This is a genomic window from Rhodobacteraceae bacterium LMO-JJ12 (genome assembly GCA_021555075.1).
Taxonomy (GTDB): Bacteria; Pseudomonadota; Alphaproteobacteria; order Rhodobacterales; family Rhodobacteraceae; genus JAKGBX01.
On sequence record JAKGBX010000002.1, the window covers coordinates 479,815 to 501,806 of the forward strand.

The 21,992-nt window shown below is 60.4% G+C and carries 29 protein-coding genes; 14 read left to right on the forward strand and 15 right to left on the reverse strand.

Annotated features, from left to right (window positions below):
- Positions 1-23 precede the first annotated feature (23 nt).
- The 3 genes from rpoZ to kdsB form a co-directional block, all read right to left on the reverse strand.
- On the reverse strand, positions 24-377 hold the full coding sequence (gene rpoZ, locus LZG00_14300; GenBank protein ID MCF3595163.1) for a DNA-directed RNA polymerase subunit omega: 354 nt from the start codon (positions 375-377) through the stop codon (positions 24-26).
- A gap of 141 nt (positions 378-518) precedes the next feature.
- On the reverse strand, positions 519-1,145 hold the full coding sequence (locus tag LZG00_14305; GenBank protein MCF3595164.1) for an HAD family hydrolase: 627 nt from the start codon (positions 1,143-1,145) through the stop codon (positions 519-521).
- Entirely contained in the window at positions 1,142-1,906 is a 765-nt protein-coding gene (kdsB, locus tag LZG00_14310; GenBank protein ID MCF3595165.1) for a 3-deoxy-manno-octulosonate cytidylyltransferase, read from the reverse strand. The genes LZG00_14305 and kdsB overlap by 4 nt, the downstream gene beginning before the upstream one ends.
- A 124-nt stretch (positions 1,907-2,030) precedes the next feature.
- Here kdsB and LZG00_14315 point away from each other — a divergent pair, with 124 nt between their 5' ends.
- Complete coding sequence (locus LZG00_14315) at positions 2,031-3,368, forward strand: hypothetical protein (protein MCF3595166.1); 1,338 nt, start codon at positions 2,031-2,033, stop codon at positions 3,366-3,368.
- 68 nt (positions 3,369-3,436) lie between these two features.
- Here LZG00_14315 and folK read toward each other — a convergent pair whose 3' ends face one another.
- The gene (gene folK / locus LZG00_14320; protein MCF3595167.1) at positions 3,437-4,000 is read right to left on the reverse strand and encodes a 2-amino-4-hydroxy-6-hydroxymethyldihydropteridine diphosphokinase; all 564 of its coding nucleotides are present in this window, start codon (positions 3,998-4,000) and stop codon (positions 3,437-3,439) included.
- 139 nt (positions 4,001-4,139) lie between these two features.
- On the opposite strand from folK, the gene LZG00_14325 reads away from it, so the two are divergent.
- Positions 4,140-4,712 carry an NYN domain-containing protein gene (locus LZG00_14325; protein MCF3595168.1) on the forward strand — a complete coding sequence of 191 codons (573 nt, stop codon included), beginning with the start codon at positions 4,140-4,142 and terminating at the stop codon, positions 4,710-4,712.
- Positions 4,713-4,800: 88 nt separating this feature from the next.
- Here the strand turns inward: LZG00_14325 and LZG00_14330 are convergent, their stop codons facing one another.
- Entirely contained in the window at positions 4,801-5,211 is a 411-nt protein-coding gene (locus LZG00_14330) for a hypothetical protein (GenBank protein ID MCF3595169.1), read from the reverse strand.
- A gap of 111 nt (positions 5,212-5,322) precedes the next feature.
- Between LZG00_14330 and LZG00_14335 the strand changes: the two genes are divergently transcribed.
- Complete coding sequence (locus tag LZG00_14335) at positions 5,323-5,922, forward strand: TetR/AcrR family transcriptional regulator (protein MCF3595170.1); 600 nt, start codon at positions 5,323-5,325, stop codon at positions 5,920-5,922.
- 4 nt (positions 5,923-5,926) lie between these two features.
- Here the strand turns inward: LZG00_14335 and LZG00_14340 are convergent, their stop codons facing one another.
- Complete coding sequence (locus LZG00_14340; protein MCF3595171.1) at positions 5,927-6,403, reverse strand: c-type cytochrome; 477 nt, start codon at positions 6,401-6,403, stop codon at positions 5,927-5,929.
- 305 nt (positions 6,404-6,708) lie between these two features.
- On the opposite strand from LZG00_14340, the gene ispH reads away from it, so the two are divergent.
- From ispH to LZG00_14370, 6 genes are read left to right on the forward strand one after another with little or no spacing between them, the layout of a single operon-like run.
- On the forward strand, positions 6,709-7,659 hold the full coding sequence (ispH, locus tag LZG00_14345; GenBank protein ID MCF3595172.1) for a 4-hydroxy-3-methylbut-2-enyl diphosphate reductase: 951 nt from the start codon (positions 6,709-6,711) through the stop codon (positions 7,657-7,659).
- The gene (locus LZG00_14350) at positions 7,656-8,297 is read left to right on the forward strand and encodes a glutathione S-transferase family protein (protein MCF3595173.1); all 642 of its coding nucleotides are present in this window, start codon (positions 7,656-7,658) and stop codon (positions 8,295-8,297) included. The genes ispH and LZG00_14350 overlap by 4 nt, the downstream gene beginning before the upstream one ends.
- A gap of 37 nt (positions 8,298-8,334) precedes the next feature.
- On the forward strand, positions 8,335-8,946 hold the full coding sequence (locus LZG00_14355; GenBank protein MCF3595174.1) for a LysE family translocator: 612 nt from the start codon (positions 8,335-8,337) through the stop codon (positions 8,944-8,946).
- Positions 8,943-9,533, forward strand: a complete 591-nt coding sequence (locus LZG00_14360) for a class I SAM-dependent methyltransferase (GenBank protein ID MCF3595175.1) — start codon at positions 8,943-8,945, stop codon at positions 9,531-9,533. Before LZG00_14355 ends, LZG00_14360 begins: the two co-directional genes overlap by 4 nt.
- Complete coding sequence (rnhA, locus tag LZG00_14365; protein MCF3595176.1) at positions 9,526-10,035, forward strand: ribonuclease HI; 510 nt, start codon at positions 9,526-9,528, stop codon at positions 10,033-10,035. Before LZG00_14360 ends, rnhA begins: the two co-directional genes overlap by 8 nt.
- A complete protein-coding gene (locus LZG00_14370) occupies positions 9,984-10,607 on the forward strand; it encodes a trimeric intracellular cation channel family protein (protein MCF3595177.1) in 624 nt (207 codons plus the stop codon). The genes rnhA and LZG00_14370 overlap by 52 nt, the downstream gene beginning before the upstream one ends.
- 39 nt (positions 10,608-10,646) lie before the next feature.
- Here the strand turns inward: LZG00_14370 and LZG00_14375 are convergent, their stop codons facing one another.
- The 6 genes from LZG00_14375 to def (LZG00_14400) form a co-directional block, all read right to left on the reverse strand.
- Positions 10,647-10,880: a GlsB/YeaQ/YmgE family stress response membrane protein gene (locus LZG00_14375; protein MCF3595178.1), complete on the reverse strand. Its 234-nt coding sequence runs from the start codon at positions 10,878-10,880 to the stop codon at positions 10,647-10,649.
- A 124-nt stretch (positions 10,881-11,004) separates the two neighbouring features.
- Positions 11,005-11,244: a hypothetical protein gene (locus LZG00_14380; protein MCF3595179.1), complete on the reverse strand. Its 240-nt coding sequence runs from the start codon at positions 11,242-11,244 to the stop codon at positions 11,005-11,007.
- Between the two features lie 10 nt (positions 11,245-11,254).
- Entirely contained in the window at positions 11,255-12,163 is a 909-nt protein-coding gene (gene fmt, locus LZG00_14385) for a methionyl-tRNA formyltransferase (protein ID MCF3595180.1), read from the reverse strand.
- Positions 12,164-12,273: 110 nt separating this feature from the next.
- Positions 12,274-12,768, reverse strand: a complete 495-nt coding sequence (gene def / locus LZG00_14390; protein ID MCF3595181.1) for a peptide deformylase — start codon at positions 12,766-12,768, stop codon at positions 12,274-12,276.
- Entirely contained in the window at positions 12,765-13,271 is a 507-nt protein-coding gene (gene def / locus LZG00_14395) for a peptide deformylase (GenBank protein ID MCF3595182.1), read from the reverse strand. Before def (LZG00_14395) ends, def (LZG00_14390) begins: the two co-directional genes overlap by 4 nt.
- 12 nt (positions 13,272-13,283) lie before the next feature.
- Entirely contained in the window at positions 13,284-13,802 is a 519-nt protein-coding gene (def, locus tag LZG00_14400) for a peptide deformylase (protein MCF3595183.1), read from the reverse strand.
- 263 nt (positions 13,803-14,065) lie between these two features.
- On the opposite strand from def (LZG00_14400), the gene LZG00_14405 reads away from it, so the two are divergent.
- Positions 14,066-15,235 carry a pyridoxal phosphate-dependent aminotransferase gene (locus tag LZG00_14405; protein ID MCF3595184.1) on the forward strand — a complete coding sequence of 390 codons (1,170 nt, stop codon included), beginning with the start codon at positions 14,066-14,068 and terminating at the stop codon, positions 15,233-15,235.
- A gap of 64 nt (positions 15,236-15,299) precedes the next feature.
- Here the strand turns inward: LZG00_14405 and LZG00_14410 are convergent, their stop codons facing one another.
- A complete protein-coding gene (locus LZG00_14410; GenBank protein ID MCF3595185.1) occupies positions 15,300-15,653 on the reverse strand; it encodes a hypothetical protein in 354 nt (117 codons plus the stop codon).
- 276 nt (positions 15,654-15,929) lie between these two features.
- Between LZG00_14410 and LZG00_14415 the strand changes: the two genes are divergently transcribed.
- The gene (locus LZG00_14415; GenBank protein ID MCF3595186.1) at positions 15,930-16,916 is read left to right on the forward strand and encodes a glutathione S-transferase family protein; all 987 of its coding nucleotides are present in this window, start codon (positions 15,930-15,932) and stop codon (positions 16,914-16,916) included.
- On the opposite strand, the gene LZG00_14420 is transcribed toward LZG00_14415, so the two are convergent.
- Positions 16,913-17,290 carry a response regulator gene (locus LZG00_14420; GenBank protein ID MCF3595187.1) on the reverse strand — a complete coding sequence of 126 codons (378 nt, stop codon included), beginning with the start codon at positions 17,288-17,290 and terminating at the stop codon, positions 16,913-16,915. The two genes, LZG00_14415 and LZG00_14420, sit on opposite strands and share 4 nt — an antisense overlap.
- A 197-nt stretch (positions 17,291-17,487) precedes the next feature.
- Here LZG00_14420 and LZG00_14425 point away from each other — a divergent pair, with 197 nt between their 5' ends.
- The 3 genes from LZG00_14425 (at position 17,488) to LZG00_14435 (ending at position 20,550) form a co-directional block, all read left to right on the forward strand.
- Entirely contained in the window at positions 17,488-18,429 is a 942-nt protein-coding gene (locus LZG00_14425) for a pyridoxal phosphate-dependent class II aminotransferase (protein MCF3595188.1), read from the forward strand.
- Positions 18,426-19,322, forward strand: coding sequence for an adenosylcobinamide-phosphate synthase CbiB (gene cbiB / locus LZG00_14430; GenBank protein ID MCF3595189.1), 897 nt, complete (start codon positions 18,426-18,428; stop codon positions 19,320-19,322). The genes LZG00_14425 and cbiB overlap by 4 nt, the downstream gene beginning before the upstream one ends.
- Positions 19,323-19,383: 61 nt before the next feature.
- A complete protein-coding gene (locus LZG00_14435; protein ID MCF3595190.1) occupies positions 19,384-20,550 on the forward strand; it encodes a lytic murein transglycosylase in 1,167 nt (388 codons plus the stop codon).
- Positions 20,551-20,626: 76 nt separating this feature from the next.
- Here LZG00_14435 and LZG00_14440 read toward each other — a convergent pair whose 3' ends face one another.
- Positions 20,627-21,985 (reverse strand): aspartate aminotransferase family protein, encoded by a 1,359-nt coding sequence (locus LZG00_14440; protein MCF3595191.1) that lies wholly within the window; start codon positions 21,983-21,985, stop codon positions 20,627-20,629.
- Between the last annotated feature and the right edge of the window lie 7 nt (positions 21,986-21,992).

Genomic DNA, 21,992 nt, shown 5'->3' on the forward strand with positions numbered 1-21,992 from the left:
CACCTTCCAGTCCCGGATCAGGGTCAGCCCTGGCCCTGTGCTTCCATCAACGCGCGCAGGAGTTGTTCTTCGGAGACATCGTCTTCGTCGGGCTTGTCCTGTTCGGCACCCATAAGCAGGGCCATGGCGTCGTCTTCGGGCTCATCAACCTCGATCTGGGTCTGGTTGCTTTCGATCAGACGCTCGTGCAGGTCGGCGGCGGATTGGGTTTCTTCGGCGATTTCACGCAGGGCAACGACGGGATTCTTGTCGTTGTCGCGTTCCACGGTGATCGGCGCGCCGGCGGAAATTTCGCGCGCACGGTGGGCGGCGAGCATCACCAGATCGAATCGGTTTGGAACCTTGTCGACGCAATCTTCTACTGTCACGCGGGCCATCGGGCACTCCTGAAAGAAAAGCAAGAAGGCGCTTTTTAAGCCTGTTGGTCAGGAAAGACAAGGGCAGAATGGGGCCGGTGCGCGAGACAAAACGCGAAAAACCGGGCTGGGCGCGATTGTCGATGCGGCGGTGCGGCGCAATCAGCCGAGATAGGCCTTGATATCGGAGAGGCCGGAGACGCTTTTCACCGGGTTGAGCAGGTTCTTGGGCAGGCGATTGTCGCCGTGATTGTCAAACAAGATGAAGTCCATTCCGGCGTTGAGGGCGAATTGGAAATCGAAGATCGCGTCACCGACATAAAGCACCTGGGCCGGAGCGAGGTCAAAGGCTTCACACAACAGCCGACCCGCCATCGGATCAGGCTTGCCGCGTGAGAGATCATCACCGCAGACAAGCTTTTCGACCTCGAAGCCCATCTTTTCAAGGATCAATTCGGAGTTCTGGCGCGGTTTGGAGGTGATAATCGAAGTCCCCAGGCCCTGGGCGCTGCACCACTTCAGGATCTCGTCGGCACCATCGATCAGCGGGATCTGATCGTAAAGCCGCCGGGTGTTGGCGAAATAGATCTCGGTCAATTCGATCTCGAAGTTCGACAGGCCCAGCATGGCGAGGATTTTCGGGAAAGGCAGGCCGACATAGCGTCGATACTCGGCAAAGCCGCAGTTGATGCCCAACTCAGAGGTGGCGGCCTCCCACGCGACTTTCATCGTTGCGAAGGAATTGATCAGCGTGCCGTCGAGATCGAAGGAGACGTGACGAATGCTCATTTCAGCGCCTCCTTCTGGAGTTTATCGCGAAACAGCACATCGCGTTCCATCATCCGGCAGGCCAGTTCGTAATCTTCGGGTGTGTCGACCGAGAGCGAGGTGCCGTCTTGCAGGAAGGTGCCGATGGGTTCGCCCAACTCAACAAGGCGCATCAGCTCGATACGCTCCATCTCCTCAAGCGGGGTGGGCGCGTGGGCGGCGAATTTGCGCAAGGCGGGCAGGCGGAAACCGATGATCGAGAGGTGCTTTTTCAACGGCTGCGGGATCGCGCCGAAATGGCAGGGCACATCGGCGCGCGAGAAATAGAGCACCCGGTCTTCGTGCGACACCAGCTTGACCCGGTTGAGGTTGCCGCGCTCTTCCATGAATTGGTGCGGCACGACACAGCCATAGCCGCTGGCGCGGGTGAATTCGGCGACCTGTTCGATGTAGTCGGGTTTGACGAAGGGTTCGTCGCCCTGCACGTCAACAATCACGTCCGTATCCGACAGGCCCATGGTTTCGGCGGCTTCGGCAATGCGTTCGGTGCCGTTCTGGTGGCTGGCGCGGGTCATGCAGACCTCGATGCCGAATTTCTCGCACACCATCAGGATCTCGATTGAATCGGTGCAGACGGCGACGCGGGTGACGCCCTTGGCAAGCTGGCTTCGCTTGGCGACATGCACGATCATCGGCAGGCCGCAAATAGACTTTAGCGGCTTATTGGGCAGCCGTGAGCTTTCCAGCCGGGCGGGGATCAGGGCGATAACGTCTTGGGGCATGAATTGTTCGATCCTGAGTTTCGGGGGAGTTTCGGCGTTCTGACCGCGCGGCGCAACCGAGATTTCGTGAGGGTTGAAATGGAGGCGGAATTGGCACAGACAAGCGCGAGCATCGGGGGCGGATATGAGCGGAAAAACATCAGAGATCATCGCACGCCGCAAGGCGATGACGTTCAAAGAACGCGCCCTTCTGCGAGTCTATGGTGGGTTGATGCGGATCTTGCCCGAGGCCCTGATCAAGGCGTTGGTGCGCAAGCGCGCCAAGAGCCATCCGGGCGAGGAAAGCGCAGAACGTGCCGCCGAGCGGGTGGCGCGGGTATTGCCGAAGCGACCCGACGGCAAGCTGGTCTGGCTGCAATCCATCGGGCCGGGGGATTCAACCGCCAATCTGGTGCTGATGCAGGCGCTGCGCGAGGTTGAGCCGGGGCTGCATTTTTTGATCACCACGCGCACGGTGGACGCACAGGGAATTTTCAAACGAGAAGCCGAAAAGGACGATGTGACGTTGTTGCTGGCGCCGCATGATTTTCGCGGCGCGATGGTGCGGTTTCTCGACCATTGGCGCCCGGATGTGGCGGTGTTTTGCGAGAGCGATATCTGGCCCAACACGCTGAGCCTGTTGGCGGCGCGGGGTGTGCCCATGGCCTTGGTCAACGGACAGTTCAACGGGCGGTTGGGGCGGCTGATTGGCAAGATGCCGGGGTTGGGGCGCTGGATGATGGCGCATATTGATGTGCTGCACATTTTTTCCGAAGGCGGCGAAGAGGCGGCCAAGGATTGGGTGCGCGAGGATTGCGAGGTGATCTTTGCGCCGAATCTGAAGATGGATTCAGCCGAATTGGTGGTGAAAGAGGATGTGGTGGCGGCGCTACGCAATGTTTGGGGCGACAGCCCGATCTTCTTTGGCGCATCGGTGGATGAGGGCGAGATCGAGACGCTGCTTGGGGCGCATGAGATTGCGGCGAAGGACATTCCGGGGCTGAAGAGCATTCTTGCACCGCGCTGGAAAGAGCAGGGCGCGCCGATTCATGCGATTTGCGCGGCGCAGGGTGTGGATGCGGCGCGGCGGTCGGTTGATGAACTGCCGACGGCGGAACAGGCGGTGTTTGTCGCCGACAGCTATGGTGAGTTTGGCGCCTGGCTTGAGGTTTGTTTCGGTGTTTTCATGGGGCACACTCTGTTTGGCGGGGTTGGGCACAATCCCTATGAGCCGATCATCCATCGTCGCCAGATCGTGTCGGGGTCGATCCCGGCGTTTCTGGCGACGGATTATCAGTATCTCGCGGATATCGGGCTTTGCCGGGTGGCCGACACGCCCGAGGGGATTGCCGCCGAGATGGTGCGGCTCTGGCAAGAGGCGGAACGCGGCGAAGACCGGTTTGGCGGTTTCACGGCGGGACGCGGATTTAGTCGTGATATTGCGCGGCGGATTGTCACACTAAGCGGCGGATTGTCGCACTAAAATGAGGCGGCACTAGGCGGTCGTCGGGTAGCGCGATCTGATGCGGGCAACATCGCGCCTTGGATGGATCAGATCGGCGTTATGCCGACGAGCGCATCGGGCGGCAGGGCGGCCAACATTTCGCTCACGCTCTGATCCAGTATCGGGTGGCGCCAATCGGGCGCGATTTCAGCCAGAGGAACGAGAACAAAACCGCGATCCTGAAGTCGTGGGTGGGGCAGGATCAATTCATCAGGTGCAGCCTGTGATTGTAAATTTTCCGGCAGGTCGCGCCAATGACGCCAAGTCAACCTGTCAGGCAAAACAGCTGCTCCGAATGCCAGCATATCAAGGTCAATCGTGCGTGCCGCCCAGCGTGTCTTGCGGTGTCTTTCGAGGCTGGATTCAACCTCGTGCAGACGCTTGAGCAGGGTGTGCGGCGTGACGTTGCAGTCAAATGCCGCGGCGGCATTTATGTAGTCAGGCCCGGACCCTAGCGGGAATGCCGGGGTCTGGTAAAGGCGGCTGACTTTACGCAAGGACAAGCCATCACTTGCGTCCAGCTTTGCCAGCGCCGCGCGTAGCGTCGCGACGGGTGGGCCGGCGGGTGACGGCTGATTTGAGCCCAACGCAATGAGTGTGACTTGATCCAAGGTAAGCTTCGTCCTATCCTTTTCCCCACGTTGTATAGCCTTGAAATCCGTATTGAATAGCCATATTTCACGCTTTTATCCCCTGCCGCTCATTACACTCACGGAAAAACGGCCGGGCTATCTTTTGGAAGGACAATTGATGTTTTACAAGGACGAGCGGCTGGCGCTGTTCATCGATGGCTCGAATTTGTTTGCAGCAGCCAAAGCTCTTGGTTTTGATATCGACTACAAGTTGCTGCGCCATGAGTTCATGCGCCGGGGCAAGCTTTTGCGGGCGTTTTACTATACTGCGCTTCTGGAGCATGACGAGTATTCTCCGATCCGCCCACTGGTAGATTGGTTGCATTACAATGGGTTCTCGATGGTGACGAAGCCCGCCAAGGAATACACCGACAGCATGGGACGCCGGAAGGTGAAGGGCAATATGGACATCGAGCTGTGCGTCGATGCCATGGAGCTGGCGCCGCGGGTGGACCATATCGTGCTGTTTTCCGGCGACGGCGATTTCCGCCCGTTGGTGGAGAGCCTGCAACGTCAGGGTGTGCGCGTTTCGGTGGTTTCGACCATCCGCAGCCAGCCGCCGATGATTGCTGACGAGCTGCGCCGTCAGGCGGACAACTTCATCGAGCTTGATGAGTTGAAGGATGTTATCGGGCGCCCGCCGCGGGAACCGATGCCCGAGCGTTCGCCGGCGATGTCGGAAGAGGACTGATACGTTTCGCAGACTTGCGGGATGAAGAATTGAAAAAAGGCCGGGGCGCGGGGATGCGGTCCGGCCTTTTTTCGTTTTGGTGGCGATGTCAGGCGGCTTCAGGCTGCAAGTTGCGGCTGGCACTTTGACGGGTGAGCCAGAGACGCAGGCCAAGCGCGATCACCGCGACCCATGCGGCCACCACGGCGGGCCAGATCAGCGGGAACGCCGGATCAATCAGTTTGTGTGGCCCGAAAGAGACCAGTGACAGCAACAAGGCAAGGACGCTGAACGCGCGACCCGAGACGGTGTTTACCGTGCCGAGGATCATCGCCGCACCAGCCGCCGAGAGGGTCGTGCCGAGGAAGGGGGCCATGCCGAAAAGTGGAATGTGCGCGGGCGGGTGGGGTTGGACCCCGGCATAAAGTGCCGAGAGCATGACGCCATGCAAGACGATCAAACCGGTCAGCGCGGCGAGCGCGGGGCGGTCTGTCAGTTCGGTCTGGTTCGGGGTGGTCATGGGGCTTCTCCTGAGGCGTAATTTATGTTACGGATTGACTATGGCGTAATCAGGATTACGGATGCTGTCAAGGCTTGGATTGCAGATTCGACCAGGGGCAGGAGACGAGACATGCGAAACGACGCGCGGGAAAAACGGGCCGAAGAGATCGAGGCGGCGGCTTATGGCGTGCTGGAAGCCAAGGGTTTTGGCGGGCTTTCGATGTTGGCGGTGGCCAGGGCGGCCAAGGCCAGCAACGAGACGCTGTATCGATGGTATGGTGACAAGCAGGGGCTTTTTGCGGCGTTGATTGCACGCAATACCGATGTCGTACGCGCGGCGTTGGAAAGGGTCGGAGGGGGGGGCGATGCGATGGCGGACCTGTCCCGCGTGGGGCCGATTCTGCTCAGCATGTTGTTGGGACCGAGGGCGGTCGCGCTCAATCGGGCGGCGGCGGCGGATGGGTCGGGCGCGTTGGGTCGGGCGCTGGGCCGGGCAGGGCGGGATGTGGTCGGACCGTGGATTGCCGGTGTGATGGCGCGGGCGATCGAGGCCGGGCAGCTGGGCGGCGCAGAGCCGGGCGAGATGGCCGAAGTCTGGTTTGCGCTGTTGATTGGGGATGCGCAGATCAGGCGGGTCACTGGCGCGATGGGGATGCCGGGACCCGAGGAAATTGCCGCGCGGTCCGAGGCCGCGATGAGGCGATTGAGTCGGCTTTTCCCGGCGGGCTGACGGGCTATTGTTGGGCGGCGTTCATCTGGTTGTGGCGCGCGATGATCTGGGGCGGCCATGTCGACTTGATATAGGCCAGAATGGCGAGGATTTCGGCGTCGGAGAGACTATCGGCAAAGCCGTCCATGCGGGATTTGTAGTCGCCGCCGACAAGGGCAGAGGTGCCATGTTTGGTGATCGCAAAAAGCTGGGCATCCGGGTGATGCCAGGTGTGGCCCGAGGCGTCATGGGGTGGGGCAGGAAGGTAGCCGTCGGAATCGCGGTCGCGCCAGTTGGGCTCTCCCTGGAGATTGGCGCCGTGGCAGCTTGCACAATTGTCATCGTAGAGCGGTTTGCCAAGGGCGAGAACGGCGGGATCGTCATAGGGAAAGAGACCGTCGACGCGGGCAGAAGCGCCGGGTGAGAGCGACACCCAGCCGAGCCATGCAAGACCAAGAGTGGAGACGACGAGGGCGAGGGTGACAAGGGGTTTGAAGCGCATGGAACGGCCTTTGATGACGTGGATTCCAGCGCTTGTCGAAGGCTCCGGCGCGGGAAGGTCAAGTCAGGGTTTCGTGAGGGCGGTGGGTGGTGCGTGCAGCAAGGGTGCGCATGGCGCATGCGGGCGGCCTTGAGCGGGACCGGAACCGGTTGGGGAGGGTGCGGTAGTATCCCGGCAAGGGATGGGATGTGTGGCGAGTGAGGGAGCCTCCGGCGGGGATATTTGGAGCAAGATGAAGATGGAAGGGGGGCTGCTCTGGACGCGGGGCGGGATGTGTCTTAGCTGAGGGGGCAAGGAGAGACATCATGACCAAGCCACCGCTTACCCTTTTTCTTGCTGCACCGCGCGGGTTTTGCGCCGGGGTGGACCGGGCAATCAAGATTGTCGAGATGGCGATCGAGAAATGGGGGGCGCCGGTGTTTGTGCGCCATGAGATCGTACACAACAAGTATGTGGTGGATGATCTGAGGGCCAAGGGGGCGGTGTTTGTCGAGGAATTGAGCGATTGTCCGGATGATCGGCCGGTGATCTTTTCCGCGCATGGCGTGCCCAAAGCCGTACCAGCCGAGGCGGCACGCCGCGAGATGGTGTTTGTCGATGCGACCTGTCCGTTGGTGAGCAAGGTGCATATCGAAGCCGAACGCCATAGCGCCGAAGGCTTGCAGATCATCATGATCGGTCATGCCGGGCATCCCGAGACCATTGGCACGATGGGGCAATTGCCCGAGGGCGATGTCTTGCTGGTCGAAACGGTGGCGGATGTGGCGCAAGTTGTGGTGCGCGATCCGGCGCGGTTGGCCTTTGTGACGCAGACCACGTTGAGCGTGGATGATACGAGCGAAATCGTGGAGGCGTTGCAGGCGCGATTTGAGGGTATCCGCGGGCCGCATAAGGAAGACATTTGTTACGCGACGACCAACCGGCAGGAGGCGGTGAAGGCGATTGCCGCCCATGCGCAGGCGATATTGGTGGTGGGGGCGCCGAATTCGTCTAATTCACGGCGGCTGGTCGAGGTGGCGCGGCGGGCGGGCTGCACCTATTCGCAACTGGTGCAGCGGGCGGGCGAGATCGATTGGCGGGCCTTGGAAGGGGTGCGGTCGGTTGGGGTCAGCGCCGGGGCGTCGGCGCCGGAGTTGTTGGTGGATGAAGTGATCGAGGCGCTGAAAGAGCGTTTTGACGTGACCATCGAGGAAGTAGAGACCGCAAAGGAAGCGGTGGAGTTCAAGGTGCCGCGCGTGCTTCGGAAGGCGGAGTGAGCGCGGCTGCGCCGGTTCTGATCGGCTATTGCCACAGTGTCTATACACGGATGGTGCGGATTGCCTTGATCGAGAAGGGTGTTACGTGCGCCTATCGGGAGCATGATCCGTTTTCAGGTGAGGGGGCGCAGAACCCGCATCCCTTCGGACGGGTGCCGGTTTTGTTGCATGATGGCTTTACGCTTTGCGAAACGGCGGCGATCACCGGGTATGTGGATGAGGCGTTTGTCGGGCCGCCATTGATGCCAGCCGACCATCGGGGGCGCGCGCGTGTGCGCGAGGTGATCGGGATGGCGGATGCCTATGCCTATTGGCCGCTGGTGCGCCAAGTCCATTCGCACGGGGCGTTCGGGCCTGCGATGGGCGAGGTGTCGGACGAGAGCATTTTGCGCGAAGGGCTGGCGGCGGCGCCGGGTGTTTTGGCGGCGCTGGAGACGGTTGCGGCGGAGGGGTTGGTTTTGGCCGATGGCTTTGGTCGGGCCGACTGTCATCTAGCGGCGATGATCGGTGCGTTTGTTCAGGTGCCGGAGGCGGCAAGGATGCTGGGCGATTATCCGGCGCTGTCGGATTGGTGGGCGCGGGTGGCGCAGCGGGTATCGGTCAGGGCGAGTGAAACGCCCCTTCCAAGCAAGTCGTAGCGCCGGTAGTGTCGGCGGGCATCCGAGGAGAGTAGCCATGTCTATCCAGTTTCTGATCACCGCGATCGTGGTGGTCCTGGCGCCCGGCACCGGGGTGATTTACACGCTGGCTACCGGGGTTGGGCAGGGCAGACGGGCGGCTTTCTGGGCGGCAGTCGGCTGTACCTTCGGGATTGTGCCTGCGCTAGGCGCGGCGGTTTTGGGGGTGGCGGCGGTATTGCATGCTTCGGCGCTGTTGTTTCAGATCGTGAAATTCGCGGGTGTGGCGTATTTGCTTTGGCTGGCATGGCAGGCTCTGAAAGACGGCGGGGCGCTGGCGGTGCAATCAGAGTGCGCGGCGCAACCGGGATGGCGCGTGGCGTGGCGCGGGATGCTGATCAATGTTCTGAACCCGAAGCTGTCGATCTTTTTCCTCGCGCTGTTACCGCCGTTTTTGTCGGGCGATCCGGCATCGGTGACACGCGAGATGGTGTTGTTAGGGGGCGTCTTCATGGCGCTGACCTTTGTCGTGTTCGTCGGTTACGGGTTGTTTGCGGCCCAAGCGCGAAGCCTGATCTTGGGGAATGCACGGCTGATGCGCTGGATCAACCGCAGCTTTGCCGCGATCTTTGCCGCTTTGGCCGGTCGATTGGCACTGGAGCGCGTATGAGCCGGGATGCGACAATTGCCATTTATGATGCCAAAGCCGTGGAATATGCCGGGCTGACCGAGAGCCTTGGGGAATCGCGCCAGCTTGAGGCGTTTGGGGCGGCTTTGCCGGAGGGTGCGAAGGTGCTCGATCTGGGATGTGGGCCGGGGTTTTATGCCGGTTGGCTGGCGCGTCGTGGTTTTGACGTCGAAGCGCGTGACGGGTCGGGCGAAATGGTGGAACTGGCGCGGGCGCATGCGGGTGTGAGCGCGCGCCAAATGCTGTTCGAGGAATTGGACGATGCGGCGCTATTTGACGGTGTTTGGGCCAATTTCAGTCTCTTGCACCTGCCGAAGGCCGATTTCTCCGGTGTATTGCAGCGGATCCATCGGGCGGGAAAGCCGGGCATGGTGTTTCACATCGGCATGAAGCTGGGAACCGGCGAGGGGCCAGACGGGATCGGGCGGTTCTATGCCTATTACAGTGAGGACGAATTGGAGGCGCATTTGAAGGATGCAGGTTTTAACGTGACCGCACGCTGGCGTGGGCGGAGCAAGGGGCTTTCTGGTGAGATGGCCGAACATGTGATGATGCTCTGTCATGGCTGAGCTTTTTGCCTATACCGATGGGGCGTGCAGCGGCAATCCGGGGCCGGGAGGCTGGGGTGTGCTTATGCTTGCCAAGGAGGGTGAGAGGGTCGTCAAGGAGCGCACGCTCTGCGGCGGCGAGGCCGAGACGACCAACAACCGCATGGAGCTTTTGGCGGCGATCAATGCGCTGGAGGTTCTGGGGCGGGCGAGCAAGATCACGGTGATCACGGATTCGGCCTATGTGAAGAACGGGGTCACGGGGTGGATGTTTGGCTGGAAAAAGAACGGCTGGCGCACGGCGAGCAGGAAGCCGGTGAAGAATGTCGATCTGTGGCAGCGGCTGGACGAGGCGCAGGCGCGCCATGAGGTGCGTTGGGAATGGGTCAAGGGTCATGCAGGCCACCCTGAAAACGAGCGCGCCGATGAGTTGGCGCGCGAGGGGATGGCGCCGTTCAAGACGAGCGCGAAATGCGCGCGGTTGCTCTGCTTGATTACGCTGCCGTGCTGGTCTTTGCATTGACTGGCGCGTTGGTGGCGAGCCGGGCACAGCTTGATCTGATCGGGTTTGCTTTTATTGCCTGTCTCACGGCGGTGGGTGGCGGAACGGTGCGCGATGTGCTGCTGGATCGCCATCCGGTGTTCTGGATCGAAGAGCCGACTTATATCCTGATTGCGGTGCTGGCGGCGGTGGTGGTGTTCTTCACCGCGCATAGGGTGGAGAGCCGCTATCGCTGGCTGTTGTGGCTCGACAGTTTTGCGTTGGCTGTGGCCGTGTCGGCCGGGGTGGCTGCGGCCCTGGGAGTAGAGCAGTCGATGCCGGTGGTGGTGATGATGGGGATGGCAACGGGATGTCTGGGCGGATTGATGCGCGATGTGGTGGTGGGCGAGGTGCCGCTGATCCTGAAACAGGGCGAACTTTACGCCACGGCGGCATTCGCTGGGGCAAGCGCGGCAGTGATTGCGGTTGTGGCAGGGGCGGGCGTTGGCCCGGCGCTTGTGGTTTGTGGCGGGATGACCTGGGCGCTCAGGGCGGGATCGTTGGCGCTGGGCTGGCGGTTGCCGGTCTACAAGGGACGACCGCCCAAGGTCTGAGACAGGCAATGGGGGCGCGGATGTGTGTGGCGTGTGCCGCTACTTGACGTAGGTTTGCCAGAGCCAGATCAGCAGCAATGCGCCCAACACTGCCCCGACAAACCCGGCGGCCCAGCCCATGACCGCGAGCAGCGCGCGCAGCACCAACCCACCGATCAGCGCACCGCCGATGCCGATGGCGATCGTGGTGATGACGTTCGTATTCAAATTCATCATGCGTGTGGCGATGAATCCCGCCGCAGCACCGATGATGATAATCCAGACAACGATCATGAGAGACCTCGCTTTCAGCGTTTAAGGCGTGCGCGCATTTTGCAATGACCCAGAGTAACGAAAAACGCGTTTGAGCCAAAGGCGAAAGGCTGCTTTTTTCGTTGCAACTGAATGCGGGCGCGTTTCAGTGTTTGCGGTAGTGGGTGGGGACGATGATCAGCGCGCCGATAGAGGACGCAATGGCGTTGAGACCGGCGCTGGAAAAGCCAAAGCCAAACATCAGGCGCACGAAATAAAACAGGAAGGCGCCGCCGATGCAGATGATGATCGACTGGAGATAGCCATTGCGGGTGAAACCCGATTTCTCGGAGGCATAGCCGATGATTCCGGCAATGACGACGGTGCCCATGATGGTGGGAAACAAGGCGTTCTCCTCAGCTCAGTTGCGTGCCGCGTGGCAGGGATGTGCCGCGCAGGAACTCACCCGCATCCTGCGCCCGCCCGCCCGGTTTTTGCAAGCTGGTGATTTCAATGGCACCGGTGCCGCAGGCGATGGTGAGCGCGTCATCCAGCGCGATGCCGGGGGTGCCGGTGCCTTTTGTCAGGCGTGAGCCGAGCAATTTCAGGCGTGCGCCCTCGTGTTCGCACCATGCACCGGGGAAGGGCGAGAGGCCACGAATCTGGCGGTCGACCTCTTCCGCCGGACGGGTCCAATCGATGCGGGCTTCGGATTTGTCGATCTTGGCGGCGTAAGTGATGCCGTCTTCGGGCTGAGGCTGGGGCGTGAGAGTGTCGAGGTGCGCGAGGGCTTCGACGATCAGGGTGGCACCGAGGTCGGAGAGCCTGTCATGCAGTTGGGCCGTAGTTTCCTCGGGGCCGATGGGGGTGGAACGGTGCAGGAGCACGGCGCCAGTATCAAGCCCGGCGTCCATCTGCATGATGCAGATCCCGGTTTGTGGGTCGCCCGCCATGATTGCGCGGTGAATCGGGGCGGCGCCGCGCCAGCGCGGCAGAAGCGAGGCGTGGATGTTGAGGCAGCCATGGGTGGGCGCATCGAGGATTGCCTGGGGCAGGATCAGACCATAGGCGACGACCACGGCGATATCGGCGTTGAGTGCGGTGAAGGCGGCTTGTTCTTCGGGCGATTTGAGCGAAGCGGGGTGGCGGACCGGCAGGCCGAGTTCATTGGCGCGGGCGTGAACCGGGGTGGGTCGTTCTTTCTTTCCGCGTCCCGCAGGGCGGGGGGGCTGGCAATAGACGCAGGCGATGTCATGGCCCTCCGCCACCAATGCATTGAGCACGGGAACGGAGAATTCGGGGCTGCCCATGAAGATGAGGCGCATGTCTGCGGGCTCCTTGATTGGGGTTGTGAGGAGCGGGGGGCGAGCCCCCCGCACCCCCCGGGATATTTAAGGCAAGATGAAGGAGAAAGGGGCCGGGTTTGGCAAGGGGGTCATGTTGCTTTGCGGGCGCGTTTGAGCAGCATGTCGCGTTTCAGTTTCGTGAGGCGGTCGAAATACATCTTGCCATTGAGATGGTCGATCTGGTGCTGCACCGAGGTGGCCCAGAGGCCGACGAGTTCACGCTGTTTGATCTCGCCCTCTTCGTTGAGAAAGCGGACGGTGACGCCGCGCGGGCGTCTGAGGCGGGCCGAGACGCCGGGGAGGTTGGGGCTGGCTTCTTCATGTTCGCGAAAGATGCCGGAGGCGTCGATGATTTCGGGGTTGGCCATGCGAATGGTCTGGCCGCGCTCTTCAGAGGCATCAACCACGGCGAGGCGCAGCATCACGCCGATTTGCGGTGCGGCGAGGCCGACGCCGGGCATGGCCTCCATCGTGTCGATCATATCCTGCCAGATGGCGCGGATATCATCGATGATCGTCTCAACCGGGGTGGCGGGGGTGCGCAAGCGTTTGTCGGGCCAGGGCAGACAGGTTCTCGCGGTCATGCGGATGCCTTTAGGTAGGGTTGTTCGAGTTCGGCGCGCAGATCGGCGCTGATCCGGTCAAAATGAACCTGTCCGTTCAAATGATCGAATTCGTGCTGGATCACGCGGGCTTCGGCACCGTCAAAGTCACCCATGTGGATATCGCCGGTCTCATCTGTCCATTGCATTGTCACCGCCTTGTGGCGCTCGACCGGCACGATGACATCGGGGATGGAGAGGCACATTTCGTCCATCATCACCGGCACGCGTTCACGGGCCATCACGACCGGATCAATCATCACCAAGGGGGATTTTTCGCCTTCTTTCCAGGTGACATCCATCACAAAGAGCCGCTTCATCACGCCGACCTGAGGTGCGGCGAGACCACGGCCATTGGCGGCATACATCGTGGCGAACATATCGGCGATCAGCGGGCGCATATCGGCGTGGCCGACATGTTCGCAGGTTTGTGACAGGCGTGGATCGGGCCAGAGGAGGATTGGCAGGAGGGTGGGGGGTGTCATCGCGTGACCCCGTCAGGCCCGCAGCTTTTCGCGCTTTAGCTTGACCATCCTGCGGGTGATCATCTGACGCTTGATGCCGGAGAGGTAATCAATGAAGAGTTTGCCGTTGAGGTGGTCAATCTCGTGCTGCACACAGGTGGCCCAGAGGTCGGCGAAGTCCTCGGATTGTTCGTTACCGTCGCGGTCGATCCATTTGACCGAGACCTCGGCGGGGCGGGTCACGTCGCCGTATTGTTCGGGGATCGAGAGGCAGCCTTCCTCATATGTGCTGAGGGTGTCCGAACTGGCCGTAATTTCGGGGTTGAACATGATCAGCGGGCGGGGTGCCTCGCCTTCGGCCTTGACGCAATCGAGCACGATCAACCGTTGCAGCACGCCCACCTGGGGCGCGGCGAGGCCGATGCCGGGGGCGTCATACATCGTTTCCAGCATGTCGTCGGCCAGCGCGCGCAGATCGTCCGACAAGTCGGGCACCGGCGCGCAGAGCTTTTTCAGGCGTGGATCGGGGTGGATGATGATGTTTCGTTTCATGGGGCTGATTTAGGGGAAGTGATGGCGTTGCGCAACATGGCGGTGCGAATTGGGCGCGAGATAGGGACCGAAGAATTGGCATTGTGACATGGGGTTGCACGCGCCGCGCAAATCGCTAAAGCGTTTCTACCTGAACCTGAGACAGGATTAGGTGGGAACGCCGCGCAACAGAGCAATGGTGTGGGCGTTTCGAGACAAACTCGTGATAGAAGTTTATCTCGAAACGCTTTAGCTTCTGGCGCGATCAGCCAAGGAGAGCGCATATGAATTTCGATGAGATCATCGACCGCCACGGTACTCATTCCGCGAAATGGGACATGATGGAGGCGCTCTATGGCGTGCCAGCCAAAGATGGGATTGCCATGTGGGTGGCGGATATGGATTTTCGCCCGCCACAATGTGTTCAAAGCGCACTTGAGGATGTTCTGAAGCATGGGGTTTATGGCTATTACGGTGACGATTCCGGGTATCGGGCCGCGATCGGTTGGTGGATGAAGGCGCGCCATGGTTGGGACATTGAGGATGATTGGATTTTCACCACGCATGGGTTGGTCAATGGTACGGCGATGTGTGTCGATACCTGGACCGATCCGGGCGATGGTGTTGTGCTTTTCACGCCCGTTTATCATGCCTTTGCCAAGGTGATCAAAGCCAATGGGCGGCGGGTGGTTGAATGTCCGCTGGCCTTGCGGGATGGGCGCTATGAGATGGATTTCGACGCTTATGACGCGATCCTTGATGGCAGCGAAAAAATGGTGGTCTTGTGTAGTCCGCATAATCCGGGCGGGCGGGTCTGGAGCCGTGACGAGTTGGAGCAGGTGGCGGAATTTGCCCGGCGTCATGATCTGATTTTGGTGTCGGATGAGATTCACCATGATCTGGTTATGCCGGGGCAGCGCCATATTCCAATGGCGTTGATTGACGGCATCGAGGATCGGTTGGTGATAATGAGCGCCACCACCAAGACCTTTAACATCGCTGGCGGGCATGTTGGCAATGTGATCATTTCCGACCCTAAGCTGCGGGCGCAATTTGGCGCGCGGATGATGGCGTTGGGAATTTCGCCGAATTCCTTCGGGATTCACATGGCCGAGGCGGCCTATTCGCCCGAGGGGGCGGAATGGGTGGATGCTCTGGTTGAGTATATTGATGGCAACCGGAAGCTTTTTGAAGCTGCGATCAATGAGATACCGGGGCTTAGCGCAATGCCGCTGGAAGCGACCTATTTGGCTTGGGTGGATTTTTCAGGCACCGGGATGACGATGGAGGAGTATACTCGCCGGGTCGAAAAAGATGCGCGTATTGCGGTGAATTACGGGCCGACGTTTGGCGCGGGCGGAGAGAGTTGTTTGAGGTTTAATCTGGCGACACCGCGCAGCGTGGTGGAAGAAGCCATCAGCCGACTGCGTGATGCGTTTGCCGATTTGCAGTAGGGTGGGCGAATTTGGTCGCAAGATCGCGGTGTTTTGCGCGAACTTGCGACAGAAGGCGTGACGGTTATTGCTGGTGCGAGATCAGGGCGACCGGTGCGTTGTCTTCGCGGGCGAAATCGAGCGGTGCGGTTTCATGTGCCAGAGTGCTGCGCTTATATTCATAGCGCATCTCGCCTGCGTCTTCCTCGGACGCGATGACGAGGCATTGGGCGGCGTGGCGTGAGCCTTCGTAAAGATCGACCAGGCCGCGCATATGTGGCGCATCTTCGGCATCCAGCGCAAAGCCGTTGTCCCATACCCGCAGCACCGGATAGGCGGCCTCGCCGACATGGACCTTGAGGCGGGCTTTCTTTTTCGCCGCCAATTTGCGGGCCTGTGCGAGGCCTTCGCGCAATTCCTTGGTGAGAAAATCGGTCATTGGTTTGTTCCCCCGGTAACTTGTGAATAAGTTTGCCCGGAAAAGGTTAACGATCAAGTAAAGCTTTCATGACAGGTCCGGGTTTCTAGGGTTTGTAGTGTTTGTCTCGGCCAGCCCTAGATGTTGTCGCTGATGCTGGATGATGCCGGGCCACGCCTGTGGGGAGCAGAGAATCGCCTTTGGTGTGCGCAAATGCGCAGGGTTTGCGCGCCTGCCGGGGCTTGGGGGCGTCGCCTTAGTGCCTTAGGTAGGTGGGGCAAAGTCGGGAGACAGACCATGGGTCAGCTGGTGAATGGTGATTGGACAGACGAGTGGTATGATACCGCCAAGAGCGGTGGCGCATTCAAACGCTCGGTCGCGGAGTTTCGCAATTGGATCACGCCCAATGGTGCGCCGGGGCCGACCGGCGAGGACGGTTTTGAGGCCGAGAGCGGGCGCTATCATCTTTATGTCTCCTACGCCTGCCCGTGGGCGCATCGCACGTTGATTTTTCGCGCACTCAAGGGGCTGGAGGATCATATTGGTGTTTCAGTTGTGCATCCTGACATGTTGCAAGACGGTTGGAGCTTTTCGAGCGATTTTCCGGGGGCGACCGGAGATACGCTTTATGGTTTGCCATTTGCGCGTGACATCTACCTGAGGGCCGATCCGAAGGTTTCAGGGCGGGTGACGGTGCCGATCCTTTGGGACAAGACGCAAGAGACGATTGTGTCGAATGAAAGTTCGGAAATTATTCGGATGTTCAATTCTGCTTTTAACTCGATCACTGAGAATTACCTGGATTTCTGGCCTCAGGTGCTGCGTGGGGCGATCGAGCCTGTGAACAGGCGGATTTATGACACGTTGAACAACGGGGTCTATAAGTGCGGGTTTGCCACAACGCAGAGCGCTTATGACGCGGCGGTCGGGCCGTTGTTTGACACGCTTGATTGGCTTGAGGCGCGGCTAGGCAAGGGGCAGTTCGTGATGGGCGATTTGCTTACCGAGGTGGATTGGCGGCTGTTTACCACGCTGGTGCGGTTTGATGCGGTTTATCACGGGCATTTCAAATGTAACCGCCGCCGGATAACGGATTATCCGCATTTGTGGGATTATACCCGCGCGCTTTATCAGGTGCCGGGTGTGGCGGCGACCGTGCGGATGGATCACATCACGCGGCACTATCATTATAGCCACGATACCATCAATCCGCACCGGATTGTGCCAATCGGGCCGGATCTGGATTTTGAGGCGCCGCATGGGCGTGGCGAGATCAATCTCTAGAAGCGATCGGTGCGTGGCGTGGCCCCGTAATGCTGAACCATTGCCACGAGATCATCGGGTGGGGTGTCTGTCTGCATGAAGGCGCAGGCGTTGGCGCTGTGGCGAAAAATTGAGCCATCCGAGAAGAAGTTGGTGTTGGTGACGAAGATGACCTTGGCATCGGGTTGTCGGTAGTGGGCGAGATCGGCGATAGCCAGCGGGCTGCCTTCATCGAGCACCAGGTCGATCACAAGAATCGCGTATTGCTCAGTTTGAAGGAATGCTACGGCGTCTTCCTGACCCAGTGCATGGCTGGTCGCGATTCCCTGGCGCTCGAGATGTTGCTTCCAAAGTGTTCCCAGTTCGTGCGAGCTTTCAACGATCAGAGCTTTCATTGCTGCACCTGCTCCTTGACGGGTCTTTCCGAATATCCGGCTTTTTGGATTGATGCCGGAGTTTGAATTCCCTACGCCCCGAGTGTCGGGATTCGACAAACGACGACAAGTGATGATGTTAACAGAATTGGCTCGTATCGCAAACTTGGTGAGCCGGGCCGCCACGCTGGCGTAATGTGCATTGCAGGGGGCGCAGGATGGCCGAAACTGACATGACCGGTCGACGCGACCATGGCGGCGGGATCGATGCGGCGGTTGCACGCTGGGGCGGGACGCGCGCGGAGTGGATCGACCTGTCGACGGGGATAAACCCGGAAGCCTATCCGGTGGGCGAGATTTCCGATGCAGCATGGACCGCGCTGCCCGATCATGAAGCGATGGAGCGGCTGATTGCGGCGGCGCGGGTTTTCTGGAAGGTGCCGCAAGAGGTTGAGATCGTGGCTGCGCAGGGGGCAAGCGCGATCATCGCAGCGCTGCCAGGGCTGCGACCGGCGGGGCGGGTCGAAATCGCCGGGCCGACCTATAACGAACACGAAGCCGCGTTTCGCGCGGGCGGCTGGGAGATTGGAGCGGGCGGTGAAGCGAAGGTGATCGTGCACCCCAACAATCCCGATGGACGATGGTATGGGGCGGCGGATCTGAGCGCGCCATTTATGGTGGTCGACGAGAGTTTTGCCGATGTGGCGCCGGAGCGGTCCTTGGTCGGGACGGCGGGCGCGGGTGCTGTCATTCTGAAAAGTTTCGGCAAGTTCTGGGGGCTGGCGGGGCTTCGCCTTGGCTTTGCGATTGGAGCGCCACGCGATATCGCCGCTTTGCGCGCGCGTCTTGGGCCTTGGGCCGTGTCTGGCCCTGCGCTGGAAATCGGGGCGCGGGCGCTGGGGGATGTGACGTGGGCCGAGACGACGCGGGCACGGTTGGCAAAAGATGCGGCGCGTTTGGATCGGCTAATGTTGGCCCATGGTCGTTTGGTTGGGGGAACCAACCTGTTTCGGCTCTATGACGTGGGGGATGCGCAGGGGTTTCAGGCGCGTCTGGCCGAGGCGCATATCTGGAGCCGGGTGTTTCCGTATTCGACAAGCTGGGTGCGGTTGGGATTGCCGCCAGCGCGCGGCTGGGCAAGGTTGGAGGCGGCGTTGTGAGCTTGCTTTTGGGCATGTTCCTTGACGCGGTTTTTGGTGAACCGCGTGCGATCTGGAGCCGGGTGCCGCATCCGGCGGTGTTGATGGGGCGCGCCGTTGGGGCGTGTGATGCGCGGTTCAATAACGGTGAATCACGGCGCATGAAAGGCGTGTTGGTGATGGTTGCGCTGGTGGGTCTTGCCGCGGCTTTGGGCAGTATTCTAGAGGCCTTTGGGTGGTTGATCGAAGCGCTGGCGGTGGCCGTACTCTTGGCGCAGAAATCTCTGGTCGAGCATGTGCGCGCGGTGGCTGCGGGGCTGCGAATGTCGCTGCCTGAGGGGCGGCGCGCGGTGGCGCGGATCGTCGGGCGCGATGTCAAAGCGATGGATGAGGCGGCGGCGGCGCGCGCTGCAATCGAGAGCGCGGCGGAGAATTTCAGCGATGGTGTGGCGGCGCCGGTGTTTTGGTTTCTGGTTGGCGGTTTGCCGGGGCTGTTGGTCTACAAGATCACGAATACGGCCGACAGCATGATCGGCTATCGCACTGAACGACATGAAGAATTCGGTTGGGCGGCGGCGCGGTTGGATGATTTGCTGAATCTGATACCAGCGCGGTTGAGTGCGTTGATTTTTGCGGGCGTTACAGGGCAATGGCGGGCGTGGCGCGAGATTGTGGAAGATGCAAGCCTGCACCGCTCGCCCAACGCGGGATGGCCCGAGGCGGCGATGGCGCGGGGGCTTGGTGTGGCGCTCTCGGGGCCGCGCTCTTACGAGGGTGAGATGCAGGCGTTTGCATGGGTGAACCACGGCGGATTGCGTGCGGTGGGATCGAGGGAGATCGAGGCAGCTTGCGGCGTACTCTGGCGCGGCTGGGCGGTACTTGTGGCCTGTGCGCTTGTGGTATGGGTTTTCTGACTGGCGCGCGGGCGGGATGCTGTTAAATAATTCTCAAAGTTTTTGAACGAGAAGGTGATTGATGCGGATTTTTGGTTTTCTGGCAGCGCTGATTTTAAGCGCAGGGATGGGGCAGGCGCAATGCGGTGGCAGCTTTGCGATGTTTGTTGACGGGTTGAAGCGCGAGGCGGTGGCAAAGGGTCATGCGGCGGATAAAGTGGAAGCATTCTTTGCCGGTGTGAGACAGGACGGCAAGGTGTTGAAAGCGGACCGGGCGCAGGGCGTTTTTCAAATGGCATTTGCCGATTTTGCCCGACGGTTGATCAGCACGGGGCGGTTCAACAAGGGCCGCTCAATGGCGCAGAAATACGATAGCGTTTTTGATGAAATCGAGACGCGATATGGCGTGTCGCGGGGCGTCTTGCTGGCGTTTTGGGCGTTTGAAACGGATTACGGCGGGTATCAGGGCGATTTTAATACCCGCGATGCGCTGGTTACGTTGGCGCATGACTGTCGCCGACCAGAGTTGTTTCGCCCGCAGATATTCGCGGCGATTGAGTTGTTCGAGAAGGGCGATTTTTCGCCTTCGGGGACGACCGGGGCCTGGGCCGGAGAAATCGGCATGGTTCAGATGTTGCCGCGCGACATTCTTGAAAACGGGGTCGATGGCGATGGCGATGGGCATGTGCGGCTGAAGACTTCGGTGCCTGATGCGTTGATGTCGGGCGGCAAGATGTTGCAATCACTTGGCTGGCGCGCGGGTGAGCCATGGTTGCAGGAAGTGTCTGTGCCTGAGAGCCTCGATTGGTCGAAAACCGGGCTGGAGACGCAAATGGCGGCGTCGCAATGGGCCGCGTTGGGCGTAACGCCGCGCCATGGCACGCTGGTAGGGGATTTGTCAGCGTCGATTATCCTGCCGCAGGGGCGCAAGGGGCCGGCCTTTATCGCCTATCCGAATTTCCGGGTCTATTTTGAGTGGAATCAGAGTTTCACCTATGTCTTGACCGCCGCATATTTCGCCAATCGGCTTGAAGGCGCGCCAGTGTTTGACGCGGGAAAGCCGGATGCGGGGCTGTCCGGAGCGGAGATGAAACAGTTGCAGCAAAAGCTGGCGCAACGCGGCTATGACGTGGGCAAGATCGACGGGATTTTGGGCGCAGGGACAAGGGCGGCGGTGCGCGATGTGCAGCAGAAGCTGGGGTTGCCAGTGGATGCTTGGCCGACGGCGGAATTGTTGACGAAACTCTGAATCTGGCTGAATTTGTTCAAGTACAAAACGCTCCATTGGAGCGTTTTGTCATTTATTTTACATTGGTGTGGAAACTCTAGCCATCGACCGAGGCAAATCCGGCGTTGAGCGCCGAAAGAATTGTTTGCACATCTGCGGAGGTCAGCACCAACGGCGGTGACAGGATGATGTTGGGGCCGGAAACGCGAACCATGGCGCCGGAACGGTAGCATTCTTCCTGCACCTGATTGATGGTTTTCTTGTCGATGGCGGTTTTGGTGGCGCGGTCGGAAACCAGTTCCATCGCGCACATCAACCCGTGGCCGCCACGCACGTCGCCAATCAGATCGTATTTCGATTGCAGAGCGAGCATGCCTTCGTAGAGTTCTGCGCCGCGCGCTGCGGCATTTTTGGGAACATCGAGGCGGATGGTTTCCCCCAGACAGGCCAGCGCCGCCGCGGCTCCGACCGGATGGCCGGAATAGGTGTAGCCGTGGCCGATGGAAGCCTTACCGGTTTCATCTTTTTCGAACACCTCGACCACTTTATCGGCGAACATCACGGCGCCGAAGGGGAAATAGCCGTTGGTGATGGCTTTGGCGGTGCACATCATGTCGGGCTGCACACCCCAATGGCGTGAGCCGGTCCACGACCCGGTGCGGCCAAAGGCGGTGATTACCTCGTCAGCGATCAGAAGGATGCCGTGGCGCGAACAGATTTCGCGCACGCCGGGCATGAAAGAAGCGTGCGGCGGAATAACGCCGCCCGCGCCGAGGATCGGCTCCATGATGAAGGCCGCGATGGTGTCTGCGCTTTGGAAGGCGATCTCGTCTTCGAGGGCGGCGAGGCAGAGTTGGGCCAGCTTTTCCGGGTCGGTCTCATTAAACGGGTTGCGATATGTATAGGGCGCGGGGATATGGTGACATCCGGGTAGAAGTGGCTCGTAAGCGGTGCGGAAGTTGGCGTTGCCGTTGATTGAGGCACCGCCGAAATGGGTGCCGTGATAGCCCTTCTTGAGCGACAGGAATTTGGTGCGCGCCGCCTCGCCACGTAGTTTATGGTATTGGCGCGCAAGGCGCAGCGCGGTCTCGATACTGTCCGAACCACCGGAGGTGAAGAATGCACGCGTGAGACCGTCGGGAGCGAAGAAGCTGCGCAGTTCTTCGGCGAGTTCGATGACGCAATCATTGGTGGTGCCCCGGAAGGTCGAATAATAGGGCAGTTGGTCGAGCTGGGCGGAAATTGCGTCTTTGATGGGCTGGCACGAAAAGCCGAGATTGACGTTCCAGAGACCGCCGACGCCATCGACAACCGTATGGCCATCGACATCGGTGATTTTCACGCCCTCAGCGCCGGTCACAATGGTGGGCGGGTTGGCAAGGCTGTCGGCCGGGTGCGCCATAGGATGCCAGAAGGAGCGCGCGTTCTTTTCTTTGAGGAAATTACCGTCTTTCATGTGAGTT

Excerpts from the sequence above, each read along its gene's own strand:
- rpoZ (MCF3595163.1), bottom strand. The coding sequence starts at position 377 with ATGGCCCGCGTGACAGTAGAAGATTGCGTCGACAAGGTTCCAAACCGA.
- LZG00_14305 (MCF3595164.1), bottom strand. The coding sequence starts at position 1,145 with ATGAGCATTCGTCACGTCTCCTTCGATCTCGACGGCACGCTGATCAAT.
- kdsB (MCF3595165.1), bottom strand. The coding sequence starts at position 1,906 with ATGCCCCAAGACGTTATCGCCCTGATCCCCGCCCGGCTGGAAAGCTCA.
- LZG00_14315 (MCF3595166.1), top strand. The coding sequence starts at position 2,031 with ATGAGCGGAAAAACATCAGAGATCATCGCACGCCGCAAGGCGATGACG.
- LZG00_14325 (MCF3595168.1), top strand. The coding sequence starts at position 4,140 with ATGTTTTACAAGGACGAGCGGCTGGCGCTGTTCATCGATGGCTCGAAT.
- LZG00_14330 (MCF3595169.1), bottom strand. The coding sequence starts at position 5,211 with ATGACCACCCCGAACCAGACCGAACTGACAGACCGCCCCGCGCTCGCC.
- LZG00_14335 (MCF3595170.1), top strand. The coding sequence starts at position 5,323 with ATGCGAAACGACGCGCGGGAAAAACGGGCCGAAGAGATCGAGGCGGCG.
- LZG00_14340 (MCF3595171.1), bottom strand. The coding sequence starts at position 6,403 with ATGCGCTTCAAACCCCTTGTCACCCTCGCCCTCGTCGTCTCCACTCTT.
- ispH (MCF3595172.1), top strand. The coding sequence starts at position 6,709 with ATGACCAAGCCACCGCTTACCCTTTTTCTTGCTGCACCGCGCGGGTTT.
- LZG00_14355 (MCF3595174.1), top strand. The coding sequence starts at position 8,335 with ATGTCTATCCAGTTTCTGATCACCGCGATCGTGGTGGTCCTGGCGCCC.
- LZG00_14360 (MCF3595175.1), top strand. The coding sequence starts at position 8,943 with ATGAGCCGGGATGCGACAATTGCCATTTATGATGCCAAAGCCGTGGAA.
- rnhA (MCF3595176.1), top strand. The coding sequence starts at position 9,526 with ATGGCTGAGCTTTTTGCCTATACCGATGGGGCGTGCAGCGGCAATCCG.
- LZG00_14370 (MCF3595177.1), top strand. The coding sequence starts at position 9,984 with ATGCGCGCGGTTGCTCTGCTTGATTACGCTGCCGTGCTGGTCTTTGCA.
- LZG00_14375 (MCF3595178.1), bottom strand. The coding sequence starts at position 10,880 with ATGATCGTTGTCTGGATTATCATCATCGGTGCTGCGGCGGGATTCATC.
- fmt (MCF3595180.1), bottom strand. The coding sequence starts at position 12,163 with ATGCGCCTCATCTTCATGGGCAGCCCCGAATTCTCCGTTCCCGTGCTC.
- def (MCF3595181.1), bottom strand. The coding sequence starts at position 12,768 with ATGACCGCGAGAACCTGTCTGCCCTGGCCCGACAAACGCTTGCGCACC.
- def (MCF3595182.1), bottom strand. The coding sequence starts at position 13,271 with ATGACACCCCCCACCCTCCTGCCAATCCTCCTCTGGCCCGATCCACGC.
- def (MCF3595183.1), bottom strand. The coding sequence starts at position 13,802 with ATGAAACGAAACATCATCATCCACCCCGATCCACGCCTGAAAAAGCTC.
- LZG00_14405 (MCF3595184.1), top strand. The coding sequence starts at position 14,066 with ATGAATTTCGATGAGATCATCGACCGCCACGGTACTCATTCCGCGAAA.
- LZG00_14410 (MCF3595185.1), bottom strand. The coding sequence starts at position 15,653 with ATGACCGATTTTCTCACCAAGGAATTGCGCGAAGGCCTCGCACAGGCC.
- LZG00_14415 (MCF3595186.1), top strand. The coding sequence starts at position 15,930 with ATGGGTCAGCTGGTGAATGGTGATTGGACAGACGAGTGGTATGATACC.
- LZG00_14420 (MCF3595187.1), bottom strand. The coding sequence starts at position 17,290 with ATGAAAGCTCTGATCGTTGAAAGCTCGCACGAACTGGGAACACTTTGG.
- LZG00_14425 (MCF3595188.1), top strand. The coding sequence starts at position 17,488 with ATGGCCGAAACTGACATGACCGGTCGACGCGACCATGGCGGCGGGATC.
- LZG00_14435 (MCF3595190.1), top strand. The coding sequence starts at position 19,384 with ATGCGGATTTTTGGTTTTCTGGCAGCGCTGATTTTAAGCGCAGGGATG.
- LZG00_14440 (MCF3595191.1), bottom strand. The coding sequence starts at position 21,985 with ATGAAAGACGGTAATTTCCTCAAAGAAAAGAACGCGCGCTCCTTCTGG.